Origin of the sequence: Lysinibacillus sp. NPDC096382 (genome assembly GCF_044762845.1) — a bacterium.
Classification (GTDB): domain Bacteria; phylum Bacillota; class Bacilli; order Bacillales_A; family Planococcaceae; genus Lysinibacillus.
In genome coordinates this window covers 67,479-87,434 of sequence record NZ_JBIWFC010000011.1, presented here as the reverse complement: position 1 = coordinate 87,434, position 19,956 = coordinate 67,479, and the positions used below count along the sequence as shown (strand labels likewise).

Sequence of the window (19,956 nt, the reverse complement as noted above, 5' to 3'; positions counted from 1 at the left end):
TATGAAAAGAAATGAATTTATAAAATGTCTCGCATTGTTTTTATTTAGCACAGTTTTTTTATACGGTGTAGGTGAAACATATGGCGTTCCATGGCTACAATTTCATTTCTTAGGACAATACAATGGTGAAGGTTTTTATTTTAGTTTTAGTTCTTTAACCCCTATACTTGGTAGCTTACTAATTGTTGCGTTATATGAAACGAAGATTAAGCGACTTATTTAATATAATGAGAAAATCCACTTTGAAAAAAAAGAGTGGATTTTCTTTTTCTCTTGATTGTGTAATGACAATAAAGTTATTTAATATTGAAGTCTAAAATAAGCATTAGTCCGCATATGTGGACGGATGCGATTCAAAATCTTCATGCGAAAACCTAAGGGTACTCCGTTTCCTACTTGTTCAACAAAAGGGCCATTGAACGGAATAAATCTAACCATTTCCTTAAGAAACGGTTAGATTTACTAGAGAAAATTTATTCACTCGTATTTCTTGAAAATAATTGCCGCATTATGACCTCCGAAACCGAATGAGTTTGACAGACCTGTATTTATCTTCACTTTGCGAGCGATAGATGGTACATAATCGAGATCACATAAAGGATCAGGATTTCCTAAGTTAATTGTTGGAGGAATTATACCTTCCTTTAAACTCATCGCTAAAGCAATTGCTTCAACCCCGCCTGCTGCCCCTAACATATGACCGAGCATAGATTTATTAGCTGTTACTGGAATCTGATAAGCTTGTTTACCAAACAGTTGCTTAATAGCCTTCGTTTCGGAGATGTCTCCCACTTTTGTACTTGTTGCATGGGCACTAATAACATCAATTTCTTCAGGCGATAAATTTGCATTTTTTAAAGCTGATTTCATTGCAAGGTAGGCACCTTTACCTTCCGGATGAGTAGCTACGATATGGTGTGCGTCTGAACTTGCACCGTATCCAATGACTTCTACATAAATCTTTGCCTCTCTACGTAAAGCATGAGATAAAGATTCTAAGATTAGAATTCCAGCTCCTTCTGACATGACAAATCCATCTCGTTTATCATCAAATGGACGACTAGCTTGAGTGGGGTCATCGTTTCTTCTTGATAATGCTGTAGCATTACCAAAGCTAGCTATTGATAAGTCTGTTATAGCTGCCTCTGTTCCACCTGCGAACACAACGTCAACTTCTCCAGAACGAATGAGTCTAAAGGCTTCACCAATAGCTGTATTTCCAATTGCACAAGCGGAAACGGGCGACATAGAAGGTCCCATTGCGTTCCATTTGATACTAATTTGTGCTGCAGCAGCATTAGAAATCATAGCAGGTACTAGGGTCGGGCTAACTCTTCTAGGCCCTTTCTGTCGAAGCACATCAATATTTTCAATCAAGGTTTCAATTCCTCCAATACCTGAGCCTACATATACGCCTAACCTCTCTACATCTATACGATCGAGGTCTAACTTAGAATCTACCCAAGCTTGTTCGGCTGCGGCCAAAGCAAATTGAGAAAAACGATCTAAACGTTTAGCTTCGTTCATTCCTAAAACTTCAGCTGCATCAAATCCTTGGACGATTCCTGCAATTTTTGTCTTATGATTAGTAACATCAAACGTATCGATAGTGGATATACCAGATTCCCCGTTAATCAAATTGTTCCAAAATGTTTGGATGTTGTTTCCTAAAGGAGACACTATCCCCATACCTGTAATCACAACTCTTTCCAATTTTCATACCTCCAAATAAATGATTTACTTGTATTTTACATCTCTTTTATCCTATTACAAGTAACAGTTTATCCTGGTATAATTACTAATAGAATAAATTGATAAGATGGGGAGTTTTAAAAATGAATGATAAAACAAGGCTTGAAGCTTTGTCGACTTTCTTAAAAGTTAAACGTGCTCAAATCAAGCCAGAAACTGTTGGTTTACCTGCCGGAACTCGGAGAAGGACCCCAGGATTACGAAGAGAAGAAGTTGCACAATTAGCAGGTGTAAGTACCACTTGGTATACATGGCTAGAGCAAGGAAGAGATATAAAAGTTTCTTCAATCGTACTTGATTGTATTTCTACAGCTCTACAATTAAATAATGATGAAAGGGACTACTTATATGACCTGGCATTAGGGACAAAATCAGAAATTACAAATCAAAAAAATAATCAATCAGAGCTTAGCCCTTCTTTAAAGCGTATACTAACTGAATTAACATATTGTCCAACTATTATTACAGATCGACATTGCCATATAGTGGGCTGGAATCCGGCAGCTGCTCATGTTTTTTTAGATTTTGAACAAATACCAAAAGATCAAAGAAATTTGATTCGTTTAGTGTTCACTAGAAAAGAATTAAAAGCATTGGCCGTCAATTGGGAGCATTTTGCGAAAGGTTTTCTTGCCATTTTCCGTACCTATTATGGACACTATTTAGGCGATGAATGGTACAACCAATTTATTAATGAAATGAGTTATTCACATTCAGAATTTCAGGATTTGTGGCAAGAAAGTCAAGTAAGTAAGGCTCCAGAAATGATAATTGAATTCAGACATGCTAAAGCAGGCAAAATGTTGTTTAATTTAACTTCTCTTCAGGTTCAAGGTGAGATGGATTTACGGTGCAGTGTCTATACACCAGTAGAGGAAACGGATACAGAGAATAAATTAAAGCGATTAATGAAAAGGGTTTCAGTTAAAAATTAATAAAGTTTTTCGTTATTCCATTAAATGGAGCTATTGTTGACAAGTAGTAAAAGGGTGATACATATTATTGATAACTAATATATATCACCCTTTATTTTTTATGGCTTTTCTTGATAATAAATTAAACAACTTAATTTTCACGAAAATTTATCATTAAGAATGAATCTATAATATGTAAAAAGGGGGAGTTATAAATGGAACAGGGGATTGTAGAAACAAAATATTTTACTTTGCGTACTTTATGTGACGGTGTGTTTGCTGCTATTGCTAAGCAAGGTCAGGGTGCTTGGAGTAATGCAGGAATAATTGATTTAGGTGACGAGCTTCTAGTTTTTGATTCGCTAAGTACTCCTTCAGCGGGGGATGAGTTAAGGCGCCAAGCTGAAAGTTTAACGGGTAAGAAAGTAAAGTATTTGATTAATAGTCATTATCACGGGGATCACGTTTTTGGAAATCAAGTATTTTCAGATACAACGATTATTTCTACATATGTAACGGAGAAATTGTGCAAAGAAAAGAACATGATTGAAGACTATGAGAAGGAAAAGCAGGACATGAATCAATACCTGCATCAGCTAAAAAATCAAATCGATTCAACAGAAGACAACATTATAAAAGCGAGCTTAATCAATCAATATCAAGAAATGTCGAAAGTGTTAGATGACCTATCTCAATTACAAATTGTACTACCATCCTTGTTGTTTGAAGAAAAATTAACTATCACCGGATCCGATAGAACTGTGGAATTATACTGTTTAGGTGGTGGACATTCACCGAGTGATACATTTATGTACCTACCTAAAGAAAAAATAGCTTTTATGGGTGATTTAGCGACTGAAAACTTACATGTACCGATCCATAATCCTGAAGAATTTTTAAAGATATTAAAGCGAGTTAAACAAATCGATATAAATATACTTGTACCTGGTCATGGTAATATTGCTGATTTGACTTTATGCGATACATTAATTGAGTATTTATCTTTCATGACTCAACGTGCAAAAGAAGCTCTTCAACGAAAATTGTCACGAGAAGATTTTATTGCTGAATTTGAACTACCTAAGGAGTGGAAGGGAGTAAACGGTATTAAAGCTAACCTTACAACGATATACACATACCTTCTAAAAAATCCACTTTAAAAAACGTGGGTTTTTTAGCGTTGATGAAAATACGGACAATAAAATCTGATTGATGATTATTTGTATAGCTAATTGTGTTCGTCCAGTTGCATACAGAGCTATAACGGCTAAAGAGAAGATCGTAAATTCAAACATAAAATGCCAAATCCCATTCAATGGAAATGTTGCTTTGGGTGAACCAAACATACTCCAACTAACTACGAAAAAAGCAGGTGCTCCAATGCCAAGTAAAAGCTTGAAGAACATGCCTTTCCCAGTTTGTATACCCCAAGATCCATATGCCATTAACACGCAAATTTCTAATATCCCTCCGAAAAATTGGTTTTTGTAAGGGGAAACATCAACGCTGATAAAGTGAACAGACTTGGTGATAAAAACGTTCATCGCTGATAGAACCGCGAACATCGCTGATAAAAGTGCAAGAATCGCTGATAGAACCGCGAACATCGCTGATAAAAGTGCAAGAATCGCTGATAGAACCGCGAACATCGCTGATAAAAGTGCAAGAATCACTGATAGAACCGTGAACATCGCTGATAGAACCGCGAAAAAGCTTTTTAGCAGCGAAACTCTATGGTTTAGCGGCGTTCTTTGCGTGGTTGGCGGCGAAACTCAAAGTTTTAGCGGCGAATTCCAACGCAAGCTGTAAAAATTAGGAAAACTAAAATCGGGGTTGAAAAACTTTGTATAGAATTTTACACAATATTAAGGACTTGACTCGAACATAGCTGATAGAACCGCGAACATCGCTGATAAAACTCAAAACATCGCTGATAAAACCATCCAACCTATCGATATAATCGCAGCTTCTAACTTAAGCTATTTGTTGTAAATGAGTTTTAGTAAAGGCATCATCATATTTTAAACCATAGCCTAGCATACGATCTAAAAATATATGAGCAAGCCAAATGATAGTGGCCATTAGCAGCGGGGTCGATACTGTGATAAAGCCTATAGTCAAGAGAATGGCAGGCACGACTAAACTATGGCCAATATTGTAAAATAACGCGCCAATTTTAGTGTTTACGATGTAGCCTAACATCGTTATATCTGGTAGGAATAAAAGCAGGAAAAAATAAAGGAACGAAAATTCAAAATACCAGTAGAAAAATACACTTACTAAAAATGCTATTAAATATTCTAATGCGATAATTTTACGTATTTTCATAATGAACATTTCCTTCTTGTAATTTATTATACATATCCTCGATAAGTGAGCCGATGACCAACTTATTTTCTGCGTATTTTCCTTCAGCCATTAATGTTTGAGTGAGCTGTAAGGATTGAAGTGCCTGCTGATAAAAAAATAACTGCTGTTCAATGTTGGTGATTTTTGTTGAGAATAGTTGTACTGTTTGTTGATTGCAGGCATTTGAAGTTGGCTTTTGCTCTTGTGTCAGCAGCTGTTTAATTTCTTGTAATGTAAAGCCGAGCTGTCTTAATACTAAAATAAATTTTATAGTATGTTCACAAGTGACATCATACACTCGATAGCCATTGTCCTGTTTATGTGGATGTAGTAATCCTTCTTTTTCATAGTAACGTACGGTATCAGTAGATAAATTATACTTAGTTGCAAATTGTTTGATAAGCATGTGAGCACCTCCTAATTTTATCCTAACATTGGAGTATGCTCCAAGGTCAATATGAATATTCGAATTTTTATGAAATAAATAATCCTTGCCTTGCTTTTATTACCGTTAACCTTGATAAATAAGCACGTAGCTGTCCACGTTCTTCATAATCATGCTGCGAAAATTTGATAAAAGCCTTTTGCACAATGCTATTTTAAAGCTTCCATTAACATATAGAGAGTCTAACATCCTTTACTATAATGAAGAAATGAAGATTGCCGACATAGCACAAATTCTAAGTATTGTAGAAAACATAGCGAAAACAAGGCTAAAAAGGGCGGGAGAAGCCTTAAAGTCTCATTTACAGCAAGCGAAATGGGAGGTGCTTTGGACATGAATGAATGGCAAAAGGAATTGGTGAAAGTAGCAAGTAGCTGGGGATATGGAAGAGAGCAAAGAGTGTGTCAAAAAGCGCGTCTTACAGCAGCAACCTGCCAAGTCTCTTTAAAGAAGGGGCTTGTTTTTTCTATGTTGGGAAATTATAGTTTTTGTACTATCATAAATATTCAAAGTATAAAAAGAATCGTTTTTATAGGGGTATATATTATCTTTTTGGGATAAATGAATTACTGTATGGTATTTTAAGGTTAAATTTACTCATTAATTTACAAATAAATGAGTCTGAGGAATTGTAATATTATGCACATAAAGATAGTATTAAAGAAGTAGGGGTTAATATAAGGAGGGGCGGTATGAATACACAGGAGTTTGAAGAACTATGGATTACACTAAATGAATTGTATGATGCAAATCGCTTTATAGAATATATAGAATTAAGTAGTGCCGCAATTGAAAGTGCTATTGAGCTTGGTATGTATAAAAAAGCAATCCTGTTATTACGCTTTAGCTGTGCAAGCTATTTCCAAACAGGTGATTTGCAAGTTTCCATTAGTGTACTTGAGAAGTATCGCGAATTAACCTTTCACTATGGCGATGATATTGATTTAATTCATCATTATATTATTGTAGCTATTTATTGGGGAACGTTTGGCCATATAAAGAAGTCTAAAGAGTTTATGATTAAGGGACTAAAGATTGCTGAGCGTATTCAACATATAGATAGTATAGGGAAAATTTATAATAATTTGAGCGACTTAGAAAACTCTTCAGGGAACTATCAAGAAGCAAAGGATTTTGCATTAAAGAGCTTATACTATGCCAATTATTTTGAGACCAAGCATGAAAATCCATATTCAGGGATTATGTATTCAAAAATAAACTTAGCTGTTGCGCAAATTAGTTTGGAGGAATTTGATGAAGCAGCTGAATTATTGCAAGAGTTGTTAGTGACGATACAGAAACCACCTTATTCTAAGCTACAATTGGAGGTTATGAATGCCTATGCTTTACTTTGTGAAAAACAGGGACGCATTTGCGAGGCCATTGATTTGTACCAAAAGTCGAAGCACTATGCCTTAAAAAATAATGATTTATCTATGCTTCAAACGATCTACAATTCTTTGGTGAAGCTAATAGAAAAGCAAGGTAATAAACTTGTATTGTGCTCGATACAAAAGGAATATATTGACGTTTTATTAGAAATTCAAAGGGAAAATTATACTCATTTATTATTTGAGATGGAGTACGATGACCAGAAAAAACATTTTGAAAAAACTTCTTACATTGATCCATTAACGAATATTTATAATCGACGCTATTTTGATCAGAATGCAGAGAAAATGGTGGAGAAAGCTTCAGTAGATAATCAGCAATTAGCATTAATGATGATTGACTTAGATCATTTTAAAGAAATCAATGATACAAATGGTCATTTGTTTGGTGATGATGCTTTAACGATTATTGCAACTACATTAAAGGACTATTTTCAAGCATTTGAATCGATAGTAGCTCGTTTTGGTGGAGATGAGTTTATTGTACTTTGTAAATTACAGGAAGGTGAATCTGTTCAAACGATGACGGAAAATCTTTATCAAACATTAAATTCTCTGTCTTTAATAATTAATGATGAGACTGTCCATTTAGAATTTAGTATTGGTGTAAGTACAAATAAACAAGGCCAAATTACCGCGGTCGAAGAGCTGATCCATAATGCGGACACAGCACTGTATACGTCCAAGCGCAATGGCCGTAACCAAATTACGTTCTTTAATCATTATAGTGATGTGGGAAATAGTATATAAACAGGTCCGATCATGGTACTGGCGAATTTTAAAATGTAAGCGTTCTATTCAGCGAAATATTTTTAACTTCTTTTAGCGGGTATCTAAACATCCGCTAAAGATTTAATCATAAAGGATCTGCTTCATTTCAACGAACAGTCGTTGGAGTTTGGCAGATTCTTTTCTTTTAAAAAATTTTTTTTAAAAAATGAATCGGAAATGAAGTGGCATCCGTCAGTAGTTTAGAAAGAAGGTGGGACAACAAATGGATATCGAAAAAATTATTGCAGAGCACGGTGATTACTTACTAAAGGTTGCTTATTTATATGTGAAAAATGAAGCAACAGCTGAGGACATTGTGCAGGATGTGTTTATCGCCTTTTATCAAAAGCAGGAGCAATTTCGTCAAGAATCATCATTACGTACATATTTAGTAAAAATGACGGTCAATCGAAGCCATGATTATTTGCGTAGCTGGAAAAGTAAACGACTGACACTCTTTGAAAAAATAACAGGGCGTACGACAGCAGTCACGCCTGAAAAGGAATTTCTTGCTAAGTCTACAAAACGAGAGCTAGTAGAAGCTTTGTTTACATTATCTGTTACATATAGGGAAGTACTAATTCTCTATTATTTTGAGGATATGACGACAGTGGAAATTGCACAGCTCGTATGTTGTCCAGAAGCAACAATACGTACAAGATTACAACGTGCGAGAAAGCAACTTGCAACAGCAATCGGTGATTATGATTGGGAGGTGTTACGCCATGAATCAATTTAAAGAAGATGTGCTAAATGAACTTCGGGATGTAAAGCTTACAGATGAAAAAAAACAAGCAATAGCCCAAAAAGCTTATAATAAAACGAAACAAAGAAGAAGTAGTCCATGGCAATATCGTGTGGTACTAGCAACGTTTACGATTTTTGTCATTGGTTTTAGTTATTTATTATCACACAAAAAAAATTCAGGAAGTCATCAGGCAGCTAGCTTACAGCAAGAAGCGGATACATGGAGTATATTGACATTTTTACAAAACGATTTCGTAAAAGGTATTTTGCTTTTTAGCTTTCTGGTAGGTGTTTCCTCTATCGTTAAACTTGTGCTAATTAAGAAAGGATATGGCCTACCGGTGTGCATTGAGTGTGGGGAAACTTGGTCAGAGAAGCAATCACGAAAAATGTACCGGAAAAATGGACAACTCGAATGTCCTTATTGTGGGAAAAAACAATATCGTACAAAAAAATCTATGCAAATAGGTGGCATTTTAGCATTTCCGGTTCCTTTTATTTCTTTTATGCATTTTGTTTTTAATAATATTACGATTGGGATTATTTTCTTTATAGTTGGCGTTCTTATTTATTATCGTCAATTAGCACCATATGTCTTTGATTTGCAAGAAAATGATCCTACCAACGATCCGCTTTGGTAATTTGTGAAGAGAAATTGCTAGTTCACTATAGCAATTTCTTTTTTTTAGCTATTTTTCAAAATAGATTGACAACAGTTTTTATTTGCTATATCTTTGTGTTAACTTATTTGCAACATGAGTTAACGTACAAAGGGAGGCAATTTAGTTTGAAAAAGAGTAGTACATATAATTTTGTGTTAGCGGCATTTGGTGCAGCGATTATTGCTGTTCTTGCACAAGTAACGATTCCGCTACCACTTATTCCAATTACAGGACAAACATTAGCAGTAGGCTTAGTCGTAACGATTTTAGGGACAAGAGTTGGTACGCTATCAGTACTGCTTTATATTTTACTTGGTGCAGCTAGTCTTCCGGTATTTAGTGGTATGTCAGGGGGATTAGTTATTTTAGTTGGTCCTACAGGTGGCTATATTGTTGGATTCCTTGTTATGGCAATTATAATGGGCTTATACTTAGATACATTTGGACTGACTATTTTCCATGCAATTGTCGCGAACATCATTGGAATGGTTGTGACATTGGCGTTTGGAACGACTTGGTTAAAAATTGCCGGAGATTTAACTTGGACAGCTGCTTTTATGGGTGGAGCGGCACCATTTATCGTCGTAGGTATTGTGAAAGCTGTTCTAGCAGCATGGTTTGGCGTAATAGTACGTCGTCGTTTAGAGCGAGCACATTTAATTTCTTTCAGCGGGGTCCAAACACTCGCTGAAAGAAATTAAAGCCGATTCCGTATTGGATAGGAGGGATTGTTTTGGCAACGTTATGGACTGGTGGAAAAATTTACACGATGGCGCAAGTTGGCGAAACAGTTGAAGCAGTCCTTGTAAAAGAAGGAAAAATTGTGGCGACAGGCTCGGTAGATAGCTTGTCGCCACATGCTACTTCTATTCAACATTTACAAGGGAATGTGATGTATCCAGGCTTTGTCGATAGTCATTTACATATTATTGGCTACGGGGAGAAATTAAAGCATATTGATGTATCGAACGTCAGAAGTAAGGACGAGCTACTGGCAATTATTCATGAGCGGATGTTAGAAGTTCCCGCAAATGAATGGGTAATCGCGATAGGGCTTAATGAGACACAATTTATAGATCCTATTTTCCCAACATTAGCGGAGCTTGATGCCTTAGGGGAAGCACATTTAATCATTAAGCGCAGCTGTCATCATTTAATTTTGGCTAATTCCAAGGCGCTGGCATTTGCGGGAATAACTAAGGACACACGATCTCCAGAAGGTGGGTTCATTGATAAGGTGGATGGACAGCTAACAGGGGTTTTAAAAGATGCAGCATTGTATATGATTGTCAACCATATGCCTCATATTACGTCTGAGTATATTGAGGATGCTCTCGAAAAGGCGGTAATATCGCTGCAATCATATGGTTTAGTGGGTGGTCATTCTGAGGATTTAAGCTATTACGGGCCACCGCTTCAACCAATACATGCTTTTCGAAAGATTATCGAGGCAAAGCGATCGTTTAAAGTTCATTTATTACAACACCACACGGTATTTGAGGAAGTTGCTAAGATGGAAGAAGTATCTTCTCCGTATTTAGAGTTTGGTGCCATGAAGATCTTTATCGATGGTGCCTTTGGAGGACGTACTGCTGCTCTTCGTGAACCGTACTGTGATGAACCAGGCAATTGCGGTATGCTTGTACATACAACAGAACAACTAGTGGAATATGTTCAACTTGCACGTCAACATGGACAAACAGTGGCAGTGCATGCCATTGGCGATTTAGCCATTGAAACAATTTTAAAAGTATTTGCTGCCCATCCGCCTCGTGAAGGTCAATTAGATCGTGTTATTCATTGTAGCTTAGTCGATGAAGGGATTTTAGAAAAACTCGCTGCGTTGCCTATCGCAGTGGATATGCAGCCTCAATTTGTGCAGGGAGAGTATGAGGCAGAACTAGCTAGGCTAGGGGAGGAACGAGCAAAAGGCTTACACCCATTAAAATCGCTACTAGATCGTGGATTAGTTGTTGCAGGCGGCAGTGATGCCCCGATTGAAGTGCCAAATCCATTATATGGTATATATGCAGCAGTAACAAGGCGGAATTTTGGGGAATCGCATAATGGCTACGGTCCAGAAGAGAAAATTTCACGCTTTGAGGCAGTACGACTCTATACGATAGGAGCTGCACAAATAATAGCTCAAGACCATGCTCGAGGTAAGATTGAAAAGGGCTATACAGCAGACTTCACTGTTTTAGAAGAAGATCTTTTTACAATAGCTATCGAAAATATTCCACAAGTAAAAGTCGCCTATACGGTTGTTGATGGCCGTATCGTTTATGATAAAAGCGCCCAGTCGTAACGGAAATCAACCCGTGTTTTGCCAAAGAGTCTTTTATAACATCTTAATTCATTGACATAATAATTTTATAAGAACATGAAAAACGCTGTGAAGAATAAACTTTACAGCGTTTTTTCATTCTTTAGGAGCTAGCGTCTTTCTGATAAATTTTCCACTTGTTGCTCAAGTATTGTCACTCGTATTGTTAAATCATCTACTTGTTGCTGAAGTGTTTCTTGTGGAGGCAAAGGAGCAGTCGATTTCATTCTTTTTATCGTATTAATCATCACGAAAAATATCGCTAGGAAAATGACAAAAAGTACGGTTGTACTAATAATATCACCAAGATGAAACATTGTTTGTCTCATAATTATTAGCCCCCTTATTTTGTATCGATTCTATTATTTACCGAGTTACATACAAAAAAGTTTCAAGAAAATATTTATAGACACTAAAAATACAGAAATCTTATCATTTTTCCTTGCATATTATATGGAAAAATTGTATTTCAAGAGCAGAAAATAATTAGAAATAAATGGCTTTACATATCATATAGGAAGAGCTTATAAAAATCGGAAAGATGCTTAAGATAGGGGATACGATAGGTATGACTGAGGTGAGTAAATGCATAAAGAGGGACAAGTAATGCGACAAGCTGTCTACAATATTTATATGTATCGCATCGATTATATACAGGTTTTCGCGCTGATTAAGTTATTTCAGTTTTTATTAATTGTTCCTATGACGGCTATCGTATTTAAGCTAATGCTGCGAGTAACGGGCTACACACATATTACGGAGCAAAATATTCAAAGTTTTATGGTGCATCCCTTTGTCATTTCGATGTTTATTCTTTCGATTGTGCTTATTTTTCTCTTTATTTATTATGAAATGGGCTTTCTTTTTTTAATGGCTTTTTATCAACAACGAGGAATTCGATATCGATATCTACACATATGGCAACAGCTCAATCGTAAAGTACTTTCTTTTTTTAGTATTCAAGTCATTTTTTTATTTATTTATATTGCACTTTTATTGCCATTAGCTACATTTATATTTCCACTAACGTTAACACAAGCAATGACCATTCCGCACTTTTTGACAGATGAAATAATGAGTAGTCGTTCGGGTCGTTTACTTTATGCCGCTATGGTAATTGTTTTAGTAATAGTGGGCATACGTAGTATATTGGCTTTGCCGATCTTTACAATCCAGCCCAAAATATCACTATTTCGTTCATTCATACACAGCTGGCGTTTTTCAAAGCAGGACTTGTTAAAACTTCTTGGATTATTAGCTATACTAGTAACAGTTCTTTTACTTGTGATGCTTGGAATTACACTTATAAGTATATTGCCATTATATATGTTGGAGCGTTTGATACCGAGTACAGCACTTGTCACAGCGGGGATTACTATTGCTTTTTTAGAAATGGTTTTCGTCGTGTTATTTAGTATACTGCAAGCAATGATTTCACAAGTAATGGTGGCTTTTACTTATTACACCCCTTTAAGCAAGACAAGGTTTACACCGAAATTTCGAAGAAGGCGCTATAAGCCATTGTTATTTATCGTTTTGTTTGTTTTTATCGCATTAAGTGTGATGAATATTATTTCGTTAGAGAAAAGTGTTTATGCACCAGATACAAAAATTATTGCTCATCGTGGCTACACAGAGGGTAATGTGGAAAATACAATCAGTGGCCTTGTCAGCGCAGCAAGTGCAGGTGCAGACTTAATCGAGGTCGATATTCAGCAAACGGTAGATGGACAATTCGTTGTATTTCATGATCGAACATTAAGAAGACTTACAGGTAAAAATGGTGTTATATCTAATATGACACTCGGTGAATTAAAGACGTTAACGATTCATGCCAATGGTTTTAATGACAAAATTTCATCTTTAGATGATTTTATTGAAATAGCAAAAGCTTTAAATGTTTCCTTACTGATTGAATTGAAAGTTCATGGTAAAGAAACAGAAGATGTATTGCCCAAGTTAGTTGAAAAACTAAAAGCTTATAAGGTGCTCGATACGTATTATGTGCAATCATCAGACCCACAAATGATGTCACAGTTAAAAAAATTGGCGCCGAATTTACGTGTAGGGATTGTCTATGCATTAAACATCGGGCCGATGGATGAAACAGTTGATTTTATATCACTTGAGGAAGCATGGGTAACAGATCAGCTGATTTCAGAGATGAAGCAACAAAAAATTAAACTGTTTGTCTGGACATTAAATAAAGATCAGTCATTACACGATTTTATTCGGAAAAATGTCAATGGCGTCATTACCGATCTCCCAGATATGGCTTTGAAAATAAGGAAAAAACAAAATGAGCGTGACTATTTTTTACAGCGTATATTAAATCTACTTCAATTTATGTTTTAAATTAATACGATTAAACGCAATAACCTGCGCGAAGCAAGGAAATACTCGCGAACCGAAAAAATACTCATCCAACCAGCATAAGAGAAAGCTGTGATTCTTTACCGTAAAAGAATCACAGCTTTTTTAGCGGAATGGAATAAATGTTGGCAATGTTGTAACCTTTTTCTTTCATAGCCGACTACTACTATGAATTCGTGAAATGAAGGAGATGCTTTTTTATGAAAATGACGAAAGTTGTACCATTAGCCATGTCAGCATTATTAATCGGGGGCGCTGTAGTAGCTCCAACTGCATCAGCAAACGAAGGAGAAGCGGTTGTGACGAACGCTACTGATAATAATGAGCAAAATCCACAAGTTCAACCTATTTTTATTAAAATAGCTGGAACAATTGAGAATGTTGAAAAACGTGACGATTCAACATATTACACTGTAAAAGAGGAAGAGAATACGAATGTTTTTGTCGTAAATGACGATACACTAGTTTTCGATAATACTGGTAAAGAAGTTAAACTACAAAAAGGTGATAAAGTAACGGCATACACGTATGCAAATAAGCCAATGCTGATGATTTATCCACCACAATATAACCCAGAGGTAATTATTGTTGAAACAAAAGAAATGGGAATTGTAGAAGTAGACTTTTTCAATAAAGAATTAGTGAATACTGATAATACGTTAAAACTAAATGTTGGTAAAGAAACGGAATTACTTAGCCTGTCTGGTAAAAAAGTAAAGGCAGAGGATTTAACAGAACAACATTTACTAGTGTTCTATACAATTGCAACAATGAGCATCCCAGCACAAACACCACCTTCAAAAGTTGTCGTTTTAGATACGATTGCACAAGAGCCAGGTGAAGTGGATCCATCTAAAGCTGCAGTACAAGAAATTATTAATAAAGACTTTTATGAAGTCGAAGGTACTAAAATGGTACCACTACGTTTAATTGCCGAAGAGTTGGGCTTTAAAGTAGAATCAACAGGAAATGGTGCAATTATTTCTAAAGGCGCATTATCTTATACAATTACACGTGATCAAAAAGAATATGGCTATAATAAAGCACTTCGTTATTTTAAAGTAGCACCAGCTTTATTAGAACCAACAAAAACATATATACCAGTTGATTTTGTTGAAGAATTAATGAAATAAAACAATTGAACTTCTTCTTCTTGTCAGGTGACGGAGGAAATAGTAAAAAATATTTTGAGCGGCTTAATCCCTTTAAACTAATGGGCTTAAGCCGTTTAATCGTTTTTGATAACGTTCGTTTTTACAACGACTCCTACCATGCAGAAAAATACTTACGGTAAAAAAATCGAAAAAGGAGAAGACTCTTCTGATGCAGAAAATACATATAATATACTTTTTTAGGAGGCGATAATATGTTTATCGTTAATGTTGAAGCTGCAATATACAAAAATAAAAAATGGCTGTTAATAAAACGTAGTGAAAAAGAGGAACATGCAGGGGGAGTATTGTCTCTTGTTGGTGGGAAGGTCGAAAAGGAAGGGTTCTCAACAAATATTTTAGAAAGAACACTTATAAGGGAAATTGCCGAAGAAGTTGGGGTGGAGGTTTCAAATCTAAGGTATGTTAATAGTTCCTCCTTTTTGACAGATGCAGGTATTAGTGTAGTAGACATCGTATTTCTTTGTCATCATCAGCTCGGAGAAGCCTTTGCAAAGAGTCCTGATGAAGTTGACAGTGTCGTGTGGATGACAACTGAACAAATACTCGATAATTCTTCTATACCAAATTATTTAAAGGAGAATATAAAACTTGCTGACACATTTGTACTTGCAATCCAAGGGTAGAGGAAAACATCACGTCCTCTGATAACCCCTTCATACCAACATCGTGTCTCCTCAAGTGGCTCATCAGTCACCCACCTGAACAAGTTCATCTAAAATGGAAATCTCCCTCTCTTTTCATAATTCTCTTTAAATGGAAAAAAATTTTTTGTACAATAAGAGAATTAAATTCAGATTCCAAAAGGAGAACTATATGAAGCAGGCATTAATGATAGTGGATATGCAGGAAGCATTTTTTTTGGATAGTGAAAACTACTTATTTGATTACGAAAAAGTAATAGAAAACATTAATATGTTAATAACTTGGGCACGGCACAGCGAAGTTCCAATTATTTTTATCCAGCATACGGATTCAAATAAAGATGACGATTTTGCGTTTGGCAAACCAGGCTGGGATCTATATCACGGACTTCTACGACAACCAGATGATAAAGTAATTCAAAAAACAACGTGGGATGCATTCTATCAAACAGAATTAGCGCAATACTTACAGGAACAACAAATTGAGCAGCTTATTTTCGCGGGTGCTCAAACAGAATTTTGTCTTGATACGACTATCCGAAATGCCTATAGTCATGGATACCATCATAATATTTTAGTTGAAGGTGCACATACCACCCTAGATAGTCACGTATTAAACGCACAGCAAATTATAAAGCACCACGAGTCCGTTTGGCACAATCGATTCGTGAACATTAAGCTAAGTACTATCTTTAAAACTAAGTAAAAGAGGTTTCAATAATGCGCATAAACAGCCAAGAATTTACTATAAATGAACTTCATTATACAATTAGATCTGCCAATATAGAAGATGCTCAAGCATTATCAGATCTGAGGCTACAACTTGATGGAGAGACGGAAAACTTCGATAGAGAACAAGGGGAAGGCTTTATCGATACGACAGGATTTGAAAAAATCATAAAGGAAGACACGGTAAGTCCAAGGAATTTGTGTTTAGTAGCAGTAGTTGATAATCGCATTGTCGGATTTTCTAGATGTGAGGGGTCTCGATTAAAAAGATTTGCCCATAAAGTAGAGTTTGGTGTAGGTGTTTTAAAGGAATTTTGGCATTATGGGATAGGAAAAAACTTCCTAAAAGCATCAATTGAGTGGGCTGACACGAATGACATAAAAAAAATGGCCTTGAATGTTGTAGAGACAAATGACAAAGCAATTTTGCTCTATAAAAAGCTTGGCTTTGAAGTTGAAGGCGTCTTAAAAAATGATAAACTCCTTTCAGATGGCAACTATTATAATACAATTGTCATGGGAAGAATAAAGGCACAATTTTAAAATAAACCCAGCTAAGCAAATAGGTGCTTAGCTGTTTTTTTTACAACAAAAACAACTTTCTTCTCCTATTAATTACGAAAAAATGACCTGGATAACAGCTCGATTTTGTTATTAGCCCCTCAAAGCTTGCACTCTTTTTTTTTATTCATAAACAGTATCCTTCTTCCAGAAAAAACATATCAGTTAGTTTAACTACATTAACGATTCGCTACCTTAACTTTATGGGAAAATTCTATTAGCTATAAAAATTCATATCATTGATCCAGTTGCAACAGATACTCTAAGACTTTAAAGTAATCCTTTTGAATGTAGGTTAAGTACAAAAAACAAAAAAGAGACGTATCCTTTTCACACCCCCATATTGGGCGATGAACAAAACAAATAACATTACATAATATAGAAACATGAAATATTATTAAAAAGGATGATGTGTTATTTCTATAGTAAGAAATGGTACCCTTCCTAACGGAGAAATACATGACGGCTGGGAAGATGTTGATGTTGTTTGGGACATTGATCGTTGGGAGAATGACGGCGGTAGAAGTGTTGGAACGAGTTCGAGGACGTGAAAAGGCTGTCTATATTAAATGATGAGGGAGACGAACTTGTCTCCCTTTAAAAATGTTCCTTATGTAAATAGAAATACCCTTTGTATTTGTTTTTTTAAAAATTACGAACAGAAAATTGAAACTATTTTCCTTTTTTTACGTATTAATTAAGAGAAATACTAGGAGGTGGAATTTTGGGAGAAGAAATTCAGGGAAAACAGACAAATGAGTTTGTTGAATGGGTAAAAGCAATTGCATTCGCTTTATTGGTGGCATTTTTAATCAAGCAGTTTTTATTTACGCCAGTACTCGTAAAAGGTGCTTCTATGGAACCGACACTGGAAGAAAGCGATCGTGTTATTGTTAATAAAATCGGTCCGAAATTTAAGTCAATTGATCGATTTGACATTGTCGTTATTAATAACATTATGATAGACAATGAAGAAAAAAATATTATTAAACGTATCATTGGTCTACCAGGAGATAAAATCGAGTATAAGGATGATCAATTATACATAAACGGAGAAAAGTACAGTGAACCTTATTTAGATCAGTACAAGAAGGATTTAAAAGATCCTGGGTCACTTACATATGATTTTACGTTAGAACAAGACTTAGGTGAAACTACCGTACCTGAAGGGCACTACTTTGTATTAGGTGATAATCGTCGTGTAAGTAATGATAGTAGAAATCCTGAGTTAGGTTTCATCCCTAAAGAAAAAATTATGGGTACAACAAGTATCGTCTGTTGGCCGATCGAGCATATTGACTTTAGATTTAACTGATAGATCGAAGGCTTAAAACTTGATAAAGGTAATAATAATGACCACTCCACAAATGAGTGGTTTTTTTGTTTTGTCTTTTGTAAAAACCGACGTCTGGGAGACGCACGCACAAAGGTTATCATTTTATTAATGAATAATATAATTAACTTTATGTAATATATATATTGCAAAAAGACAAATATTCTGTATAATTAAAATCATAAAATAAAGGGAGGAAAATATGGATGTTTTGGAAAAGTAAACACGTCGATGAACGAATTAAAAATCAGCAAAATAAAATTTACAAGGAGATTTTTTTCTTTGTCATTGTAATATGTTTAATATCGATCCTAATAAAATTCATAACAGAGGGAGTGTCCTCAGAAAATGTATTTACAGAACGGTTGATTATATTATTCTCAGCTGTTTATTATTGTGGCAGAGCAGCCTATCTTGGCATATTTACTGATGAAGTAGAGATTCACGATAGTACAAGTAAATTTAAATTAAGTACTAAATTTATTATTTTCGGTGTTGCTATTGGCATGATTATTGCAATTATTATGGGTGTTAACAGTGCATTCAACTATGCAGAAAGTACTCCACAAGCAATATATTTTTTCTTTTTGGTATTTTTTGTATCACTGTTATTGTATTCAACATTTATTGCCGGAATTTTACTCTTATTTTATGGGCTTGCTAAAAAGAAAAGTGATCGAGTTATTCAAAGAATGTTAGAAGATGAAGATAGTGGTGATCAATGTGAAAAACATACGCTTAAAAATGGCTCGAATTGAACATGATTTATCACAAGGTGAATTGGCTGAAAAAGTGGGGGTCACTAGGCAAACAATCGGTTTAATTGAATTAGGTAAATACAACCCGACTTTGAATTTATGTATTGCGATATGCAAAACGTTAAATAAAACCTTAGATGAATTGTTCTGGGAGGAGTAAGACTGTTTGGTTTAAAATGTTAAATAATGTTATTATTTAAAATGGAGACTATCAACTAAGGTAGTCTCTTTTGTTCTTTGGATTTCTAGAACAGCCGAAATAAAAAAGATCGAAGCAATTTGCTTCGACCATTTTTATAACAGAGTTATTTATTTTCCCATGAATAAACTAATCATTTAATCCTTTACCATCAAGAATGTGTTGCGTGTATTTTTCAATTCTTGACACGCGAGTTTTGGATTGTTTAGGTTGAGAGAAATGTAGAATGTATGCTCTTTGTCGTCCTGGCGTCAATTTTTCAAAAGCAGTTTTTAAGGTAGGCATTTCATTGAATTTATTGTGAAGTTCTTCAGGAATTATGTATTCCTTATGCTCTTTCATGGGCACTTCTAAACCTGCTTTTTCAACTTCGATGGCTTCAAGAATATAATCTTTTATAATAGTTTCCATGCCAACTATTTCTTGAACGTTGGTGAAACGAATTTGGCGCGCCGCCTGTACATTTTCAGTCTGTTGAATTAGAATCCCGTGGGCATCCTTTAACAAGGCTCCTTTATGAAACAGAAGCGCACAATAATCTTTAAAACCATGTATTAACACGATGTTTTTTTTCCCAAGCGTGTAACAAGGATGCATCCATTTAAATTCTTCAGTCAATTCACAATCAAGAACGATATTTCTCAACGCCGAATATTCTTCCTGCCACTTTTTAGCTTTACTTAAAAATTCATCAACCTTTAAATTCATTTTGCTATTTGTCATCAAGGAACACCCCTCTACAATTTTTTAATCAGCTGATATTCTCTAATTGATTTATAATAAAACATTAACTAGTGTCATGTCTAGTTAAAAATAGGGAACTAATATCG

At 35.2% G+C, this 19,956-nt stretch carries 24 protein-coding genes; 18 read left to right on the top strand and 6 right to left on the bottom strand.

The window, feature by feature from the left end; genetic code table 11:
• Position 1: 1 nt before the first annotated feature.
• On the top strand, positions 2-223 hold the full coding sequence (locus ACIQZA_RS15965; RefSeq protein WP_402882449.1) for a hypothetical protein: 222 nt from the start codon (positions 2-4) through the stop codon (positions 221-223).
• A gap of 254 nt (positions 224-477) precedes the next feature.
• On the opposite strand, the gene fabF is transcribed toward ACIQZA_RS15965, so the two are convergent.
• Positions 478-1,713, bottom strand: coding sequence for a beta-ketoacyl-ACP synthase II (fabF, locus tag ACIQZA_RS15960; RefSeq protein ID WP_400935578.1), 1,236 nt, complete (start codon positions 1,711-1,713; stop codon positions 478-480).
• 122 nt (positions 1,714-1,835) lie between these two features.
• On the opposite strand from fabF, the gene ACIQZA_RS15955 reads away from it, so the two are divergent.
• Positions 1,836-2,687 (top strand): helix-turn-helix transcriptional regulator, encoded by an 852-nt coding sequence (locus ACIQZA_RS15955; protein WP_400935576.1) that lies wholly within the window; start codon positions 1,836-1,838, stop codon positions 2,685-2,687.
• 194 nt (positions 2,688-2,881) lie between these two features.
• The gene (locus ACIQZA_RS15950) at positions 2,882-3,826 is read left to right on the top strand and encodes an MBL fold metallo-hydrolase (RefSeq protein ID WP_402882451.1); all 945 of its coding nucleotides are present in this window, start codon (positions 2,882-2,884) and stop codon (positions 3,824-3,826) included.
• Here the strand turns inward: ACIQZA_RS15950 and ACIQZA_RS15945 are convergent.
• The 3 genes from ACIQZA_RS15945 to ACIQZA_RS15935 form a co-directional block, all read right to left on the bottom strand.
• Positions 3,809-4,357 carry a YrdB family protein gene (locus ACIQZA_RS15945; protein WP_402882453.1) on the bottom strand — a complete coding sequence of 183 codons (549 nt, stop codon included), beginning with the start codon at positions 4,355-4,357 and terminating at the stop codon, positions 3,809-3,811. The two genes, ACIQZA_RS15950 and ACIQZA_RS15945, sit on opposite strands and share 18 nt — an antisense overlap.
• 283 nt (positions 4,358-4,640) lie before the next feature.
• The gene (locus ACIQZA_RS15940; protein WP_400935570.1) at positions 4,641-4,994 is read right to left on the bottom strand and encodes a DUF4260 domain-containing protein; all 354 of its coding nucleotides are present in this window, start codon (positions 4,992-4,994) and stop codon (positions 4,641-4,643) included.
• The gene (locus tag ACIQZA_RS15935) at positions 4,981-5,421 is read right to left on the bottom strand and encodes a MerR family transcriptional regulator (protein ID WP_402882456.1); all 441 of its coding nucleotides are present in this window, start codon (positions 5,419-5,421) and stop codon (positions 4,981-4,983) included. The genes ACIQZA_RS15940 and ACIQZA_RS15935 overlap by 14 nt, the downstream gene beginning before the upstream one ends.
• Positions 5,422-5,572: 151 nt before the next feature.
• Between ACIQZA_RS15935 and ACIQZA_RS15930 the strand changes: the two genes are divergently transcribed.
• The 7 genes from ACIQZA_RS15930 to ACIQZA_RS15900 all read left to right on the top strand — a co-directional run bounded on the left by ACIQZA_RS15930 (position 5,573) and on the right by ACIQZA_RS15900 (position 11,339).
• Positions 5,573-5,797, top strand: a complete 225-nt coding sequence (locus ACIQZA_RS15930) for a sigma factor-like helix-turn-helix DNA-binding protein (RefSeq protein WP_402882459.1) — start codon at positions 5,573-5,575, stop codon at positions 5,795-5,797.
• Entirely contained in the window at positions 5,794-6,021 is a 228-nt protein-coding gene (locus ACIQZA_RS15925) for a hypothetical protein (protein ID WP_400935564.1), read from the top strand. Before ACIQZA_RS15930 ends, ACIQZA_RS15925 begins: the two co-directional genes overlap by 4 nt.
• Before the next feature lie 131 nt (positions 6,022-6,152).
• The gene (locus ACIQZA_RS15920) at positions 6,153-7,601 is read left to right on the top strand and encodes a GGDEF domain-containing protein (RefSeq protein ID WP_402882462.1); all 1,449 of its coding nucleotides are present in this window, start codon (positions 6,153-6,155) and stop codon (positions 7,599-7,601) included.
• A 244-nt stretch (positions 7,602-7,845) separates the two neighbouring features.
• Positions 7,846-8,361 carry a sigma-70 family RNA polymerase sigma factor gene (locus ACIQZA_RS15915; protein WP_400935560.1) on the top strand — a complete coding sequence of 172 codons (516 nt, stop codon included), beginning with the start codon at positions 7,846-7,848 and terminating at the stop codon, positions 8,359-8,361.
• The gene (locus tag ACIQZA_RS15910; protein ID WP_402882464.1) at positions 8,348-9,010 is read left to right on the top strand and encodes a TIGR04104 family putative zinc finger protein; all 663 of its coding nucleotides are present in this window, start codon (positions 8,348-8,350) and stop codon (positions 9,008-9,010) included. Before ACIQZA_RS15915 ends, ACIQZA_RS15910 begins: the two co-directional genes overlap by 14 nt.
• Positions 9,011-9,156: 146 nt before the next feature.
• A complete protein-coding gene (locus ACIQZA_RS15905; protein ID WP_402882467.1) occupies positions 9,157-9,732 on the top strand; it encodes a biotin transporter BioY in 576 nt (191 codons plus the stop codon).
• Between the two features lie 32 nt (positions 9,733-9,764).
• Positions 9,765-11,339, top strand: coding sequence for an amidohydrolase (locus ACIQZA_RS15900; RefSeq protein ID WP_402882470.1), 1,575 nt, complete (start codon positions 9,765-9,767; stop codon positions 11,337-11,339).
• A gap of 128 nt (positions 11,340-11,467) precedes the next feature.
• Here ACIQZA_RS15900 and ACIQZA_RS15895 read toward each other — a convergent pair whose 3' ends face one another.
• Positions 11,468-11,686, bottom strand: coding sequence for a hypothetical protein (locus ACIQZA_RS15895; RefSeq protein ID WP_402882472.1), 219 nt, complete (start codon positions 11,684-11,686; stop codon positions 11,468-11,470).
• Positions 11,687-11,942: 256 nt separating this feature from the next.
• Between ACIQZA_RS15895 and ACIQZA_RS15890 the strand changes: the two genes are divergently transcribed.
• The 8 genes from ACIQZA_RS15890 to ACIQZA_RS15855 all read left to right on the top strand — a co-directional run bounded on the left by ACIQZA_RS15890 (position 11,943) and on the right by ACIQZA_RS15855 (position 19,087).
• Positions 11,943-13,712 (top strand): glycerophosphoryl diester phosphodiesterase membrane domain-containing protein, encoded by a 1,770-nt coding sequence (locus tag ACIQZA_RS15890; protein WP_402882474.1) that lies wholly within the window; start codon positions 11,943-11,945, stop codon positions 13,710-13,712.
• Positions 13,713-13,930: 218 nt separating this feature from the next.
• Positions 13,931-14,863, top strand: a complete 933-nt coding sequence (locus ACIQZA_RS15885; protein ID WP_402882476.1) for a stalk domain-containing protein — start codon at positions 13,931-13,933, stop codon at positions 14,861-14,863.
• Between the two features lie 233 nt (positions 14,864-15,096).
• Positions 15,097-15,528, top strand: a complete 432-nt coding sequence (locus ACIQZA_RS15880; protein ID WP_402882478.1) for an NUDIX hydrolase — start codon at positions 15,097-15,099, stop codon at positions 15,526-15,528.
• Positions 15,529-15,718: 190 nt separating this feature from the next.
• Entirely contained in the window at positions 15,719-16,252 is a 534-nt protein-coding gene (locus tag ACIQZA_RS15875; protein ID WP_400935544.1) for a cysteine hydrolase family protein, read from the top strand.
• A gap of 14 nt (positions 16,253-16,266) precedes the next feature.
• Positions 16,267-16,818 (top strand): GNAT family N-acetyltransferase, encoded by a 552-nt coding sequence (locus tag ACIQZA_RS15870; protein WP_402882479.1) that lies wholly within the window; start codon positions 16,267-16,269, stop codon positions 16,816-16,818.
• 742 nt (positions 16,819-17,560) lie between these two features.
• Complete coding sequence (gene lepB / locus ACIQZA_RS15865) at positions 17,561-18,151, top strand: signal peptidase I (RefSeq protein ID WP_402882480.1); 591 nt, start codon at positions 17,561-17,563, stop codon at positions 18,149-18,151.
• A 224-nt stretch (positions 18,152-18,375) separates the two neighbouring features.
• Complete coding sequence (locus tag ACIQZA_RS15860; protein WP_402882482.1) at positions 18,376-18,927, top strand: DUF6773 family protein; 552 nt, start codon at positions 18,376-18,378, stop codon at positions 18,925-18,927.
• The gene (locus ACIQZA_RS15855; protein ID WP_053482180.1) at positions 18,893-19,087 is read left to right on the top strand and encodes a helix-turn-helix transcriptional regulator; all 195 of its coding nucleotides are present in this window, start codon (positions 18,893-18,895) and stop codon (positions 19,085-19,087) included. Before ACIQZA_RS15860 ends, ACIQZA_RS15855 begins: the two co-directional genes overlap by 35 nt.
• A gap of 168 nt (positions 19,088-19,255) precedes the next feature.
• On the opposite strand, the gene ACIQZA_RS15850 is transcribed toward ACIQZA_RS15855, so the two are convergent.
• A complete protein-coding gene (locus ACIQZA_RS15850; protein WP_402882484.1) occupies positions 19,256-19,849 on the bottom strand; it encodes a YdeI/OmpD-associated family protein in 594 nt (197 codons plus the stop codon).
• Positions 19,850-19,956: the final 107 nt, after the last annotated feature.

What these genes read in the sequence shown, in the direction of transcription:
- ACIQZA_RS15965 (WP_402882449.1), top strand. Translation starts at nt 2, where the DNA reads ATGAAAAGAAATGAATTTATAAAATGTCTCGCATTGTTTTTATTTAGC.
- ACIQZA_RS15955 (WP_400935576.1), top strand. Translation starts at nt 1,836, where the DNA reads ATGAATGATAAAACAAGGCTTGAAGCTTTGTCGACTTTCTTAAAAGTT.
- ACIQZA_RS15950 (WP_402882451.1), top strand. Translation starts at nt 2,882, where the DNA reads ATGGAACAGGGGATTGTAGAAACAAAATATTTTACTTTGCGTACTTTA.
- ACIQZA_RS15945 (WP_402882453.1), bottom strand. Translation starts at nt 4,357, where the DNA reads ATGTTCACGGTTCTATCAGTGATTCTTGCACTTTTATCAGCGATGTTC.
- ACIQZA_RS15940 (WP_400935570.1), bottom strand. Translation starts at nt 4,994, where the DNA reads ATGAAAATACGTAAAATTATCGCATTAGAATATTTAATAGCATTTTTA.
- ACIQZA_RS15935 (WP_402882456.1), bottom strand. Translation starts at nt 5,421, where the DNA reads ATGCTTATCAAACAATTTGCAACTAAGTATAATTTATCTACTGATACC.
- ACIQZA_RS15930 (WP_402882459.1), top strand. Translation starts at nt 5,573, where the DNA reads ATGCTGCGAAAATTTGATAAAAGCCTTTTGCACAATGCTATTTTAAAG.
- ACIQZA_RS15925 (WP_400935564.1), top strand. Translation starts at nt 5,794, where the DNA reads ATGAATGAATGGCAAAAGGAATTGGTGAAAGTAGCAAGTAGCTGGGGA.
- ACIQZA_RS15920 (WP_402882462.1), top strand. Translation starts at nt 6,153, where the DNA reads ATGAATACACAGGAGTTTGAAGAACTATGGATTACACTAAATGAATTG.
- ACIQZA_RS15915 (WP_400935560.1), top strand. Translation starts at nt 7,846, where the DNA reads ATGGATATCGAAAAAATTATTGCAGAGCACGGTGATTACTTACTAAAG.
- ACIQZA_RS15910 (WP_402882464.1), top strand. Translation starts at nt 8,348, where the DNA reads ATGAATCAATTTAAAGAAGATGTGCTAAATGAACTTCGGGATGTAAAG.
- ACIQZA_RS15895 (WP_402882472.1), bottom strand. Translation starts at nt 11,686, where the DNA reads ATGAGACAAACAATGTTTCATCTTGGTGATATTATTAGTACAACCGTA.
- ACIQZA_RS15890 (WP_402882474.1), top strand. Translation starts at nt 11,943, where the DNA reads ATGCATAAAGAGGGACAAGTAATGCGACAAGCTGTCTACAATATTTAT.
- ACIQZA_RS15885 (WP_402882476.1), top strand. Translation starts at nt 13,931, where the DNA reads ATGAAAATGACGAAAGTTGTACCATTAGCCATGTCAGCATTATTAATC.
- ACIQZA_RS15880 (WP_402882478.1), top strand. Translation starts at nt 15,097, where the DNA reads ATGTTTATCGTTAATGTTGAAGCTGCAATATACAAAAATAAAAAATGG.
- ACIQZA_RS15875 (WP_400935544.1), top strand. Translation starts at nt 15,719, where the DNA reads ATGAAGCAGGCATTAATGATAGTGGATATGCAGGAAGCATTTTTTTTG.
- ACIQZA_RS15870 (WP_402882479.1), top strand. Translation starts at nt 16,267, where the DNA reads ATGCGCATAAACAGCCAAGAATTTACTATAAATGAACTTCATTATACA.
- ACIQZA_RS15860 (WP_402882482.1), top strand. Translation starts at nt 18,376, where the DNA reads ATGTTTTGGAAAAGTAAACACGTCGATGAACGAATTAAAAATCAGCAA.
- ACIQZA_RS15850 (WP_402882484.1), bottom strand. Translation starts at nt 19,849, where the DNA reads ATGACAAATAGCAAAATGAATTTAAAGGTTGATGAATTTTTAAGTAAA.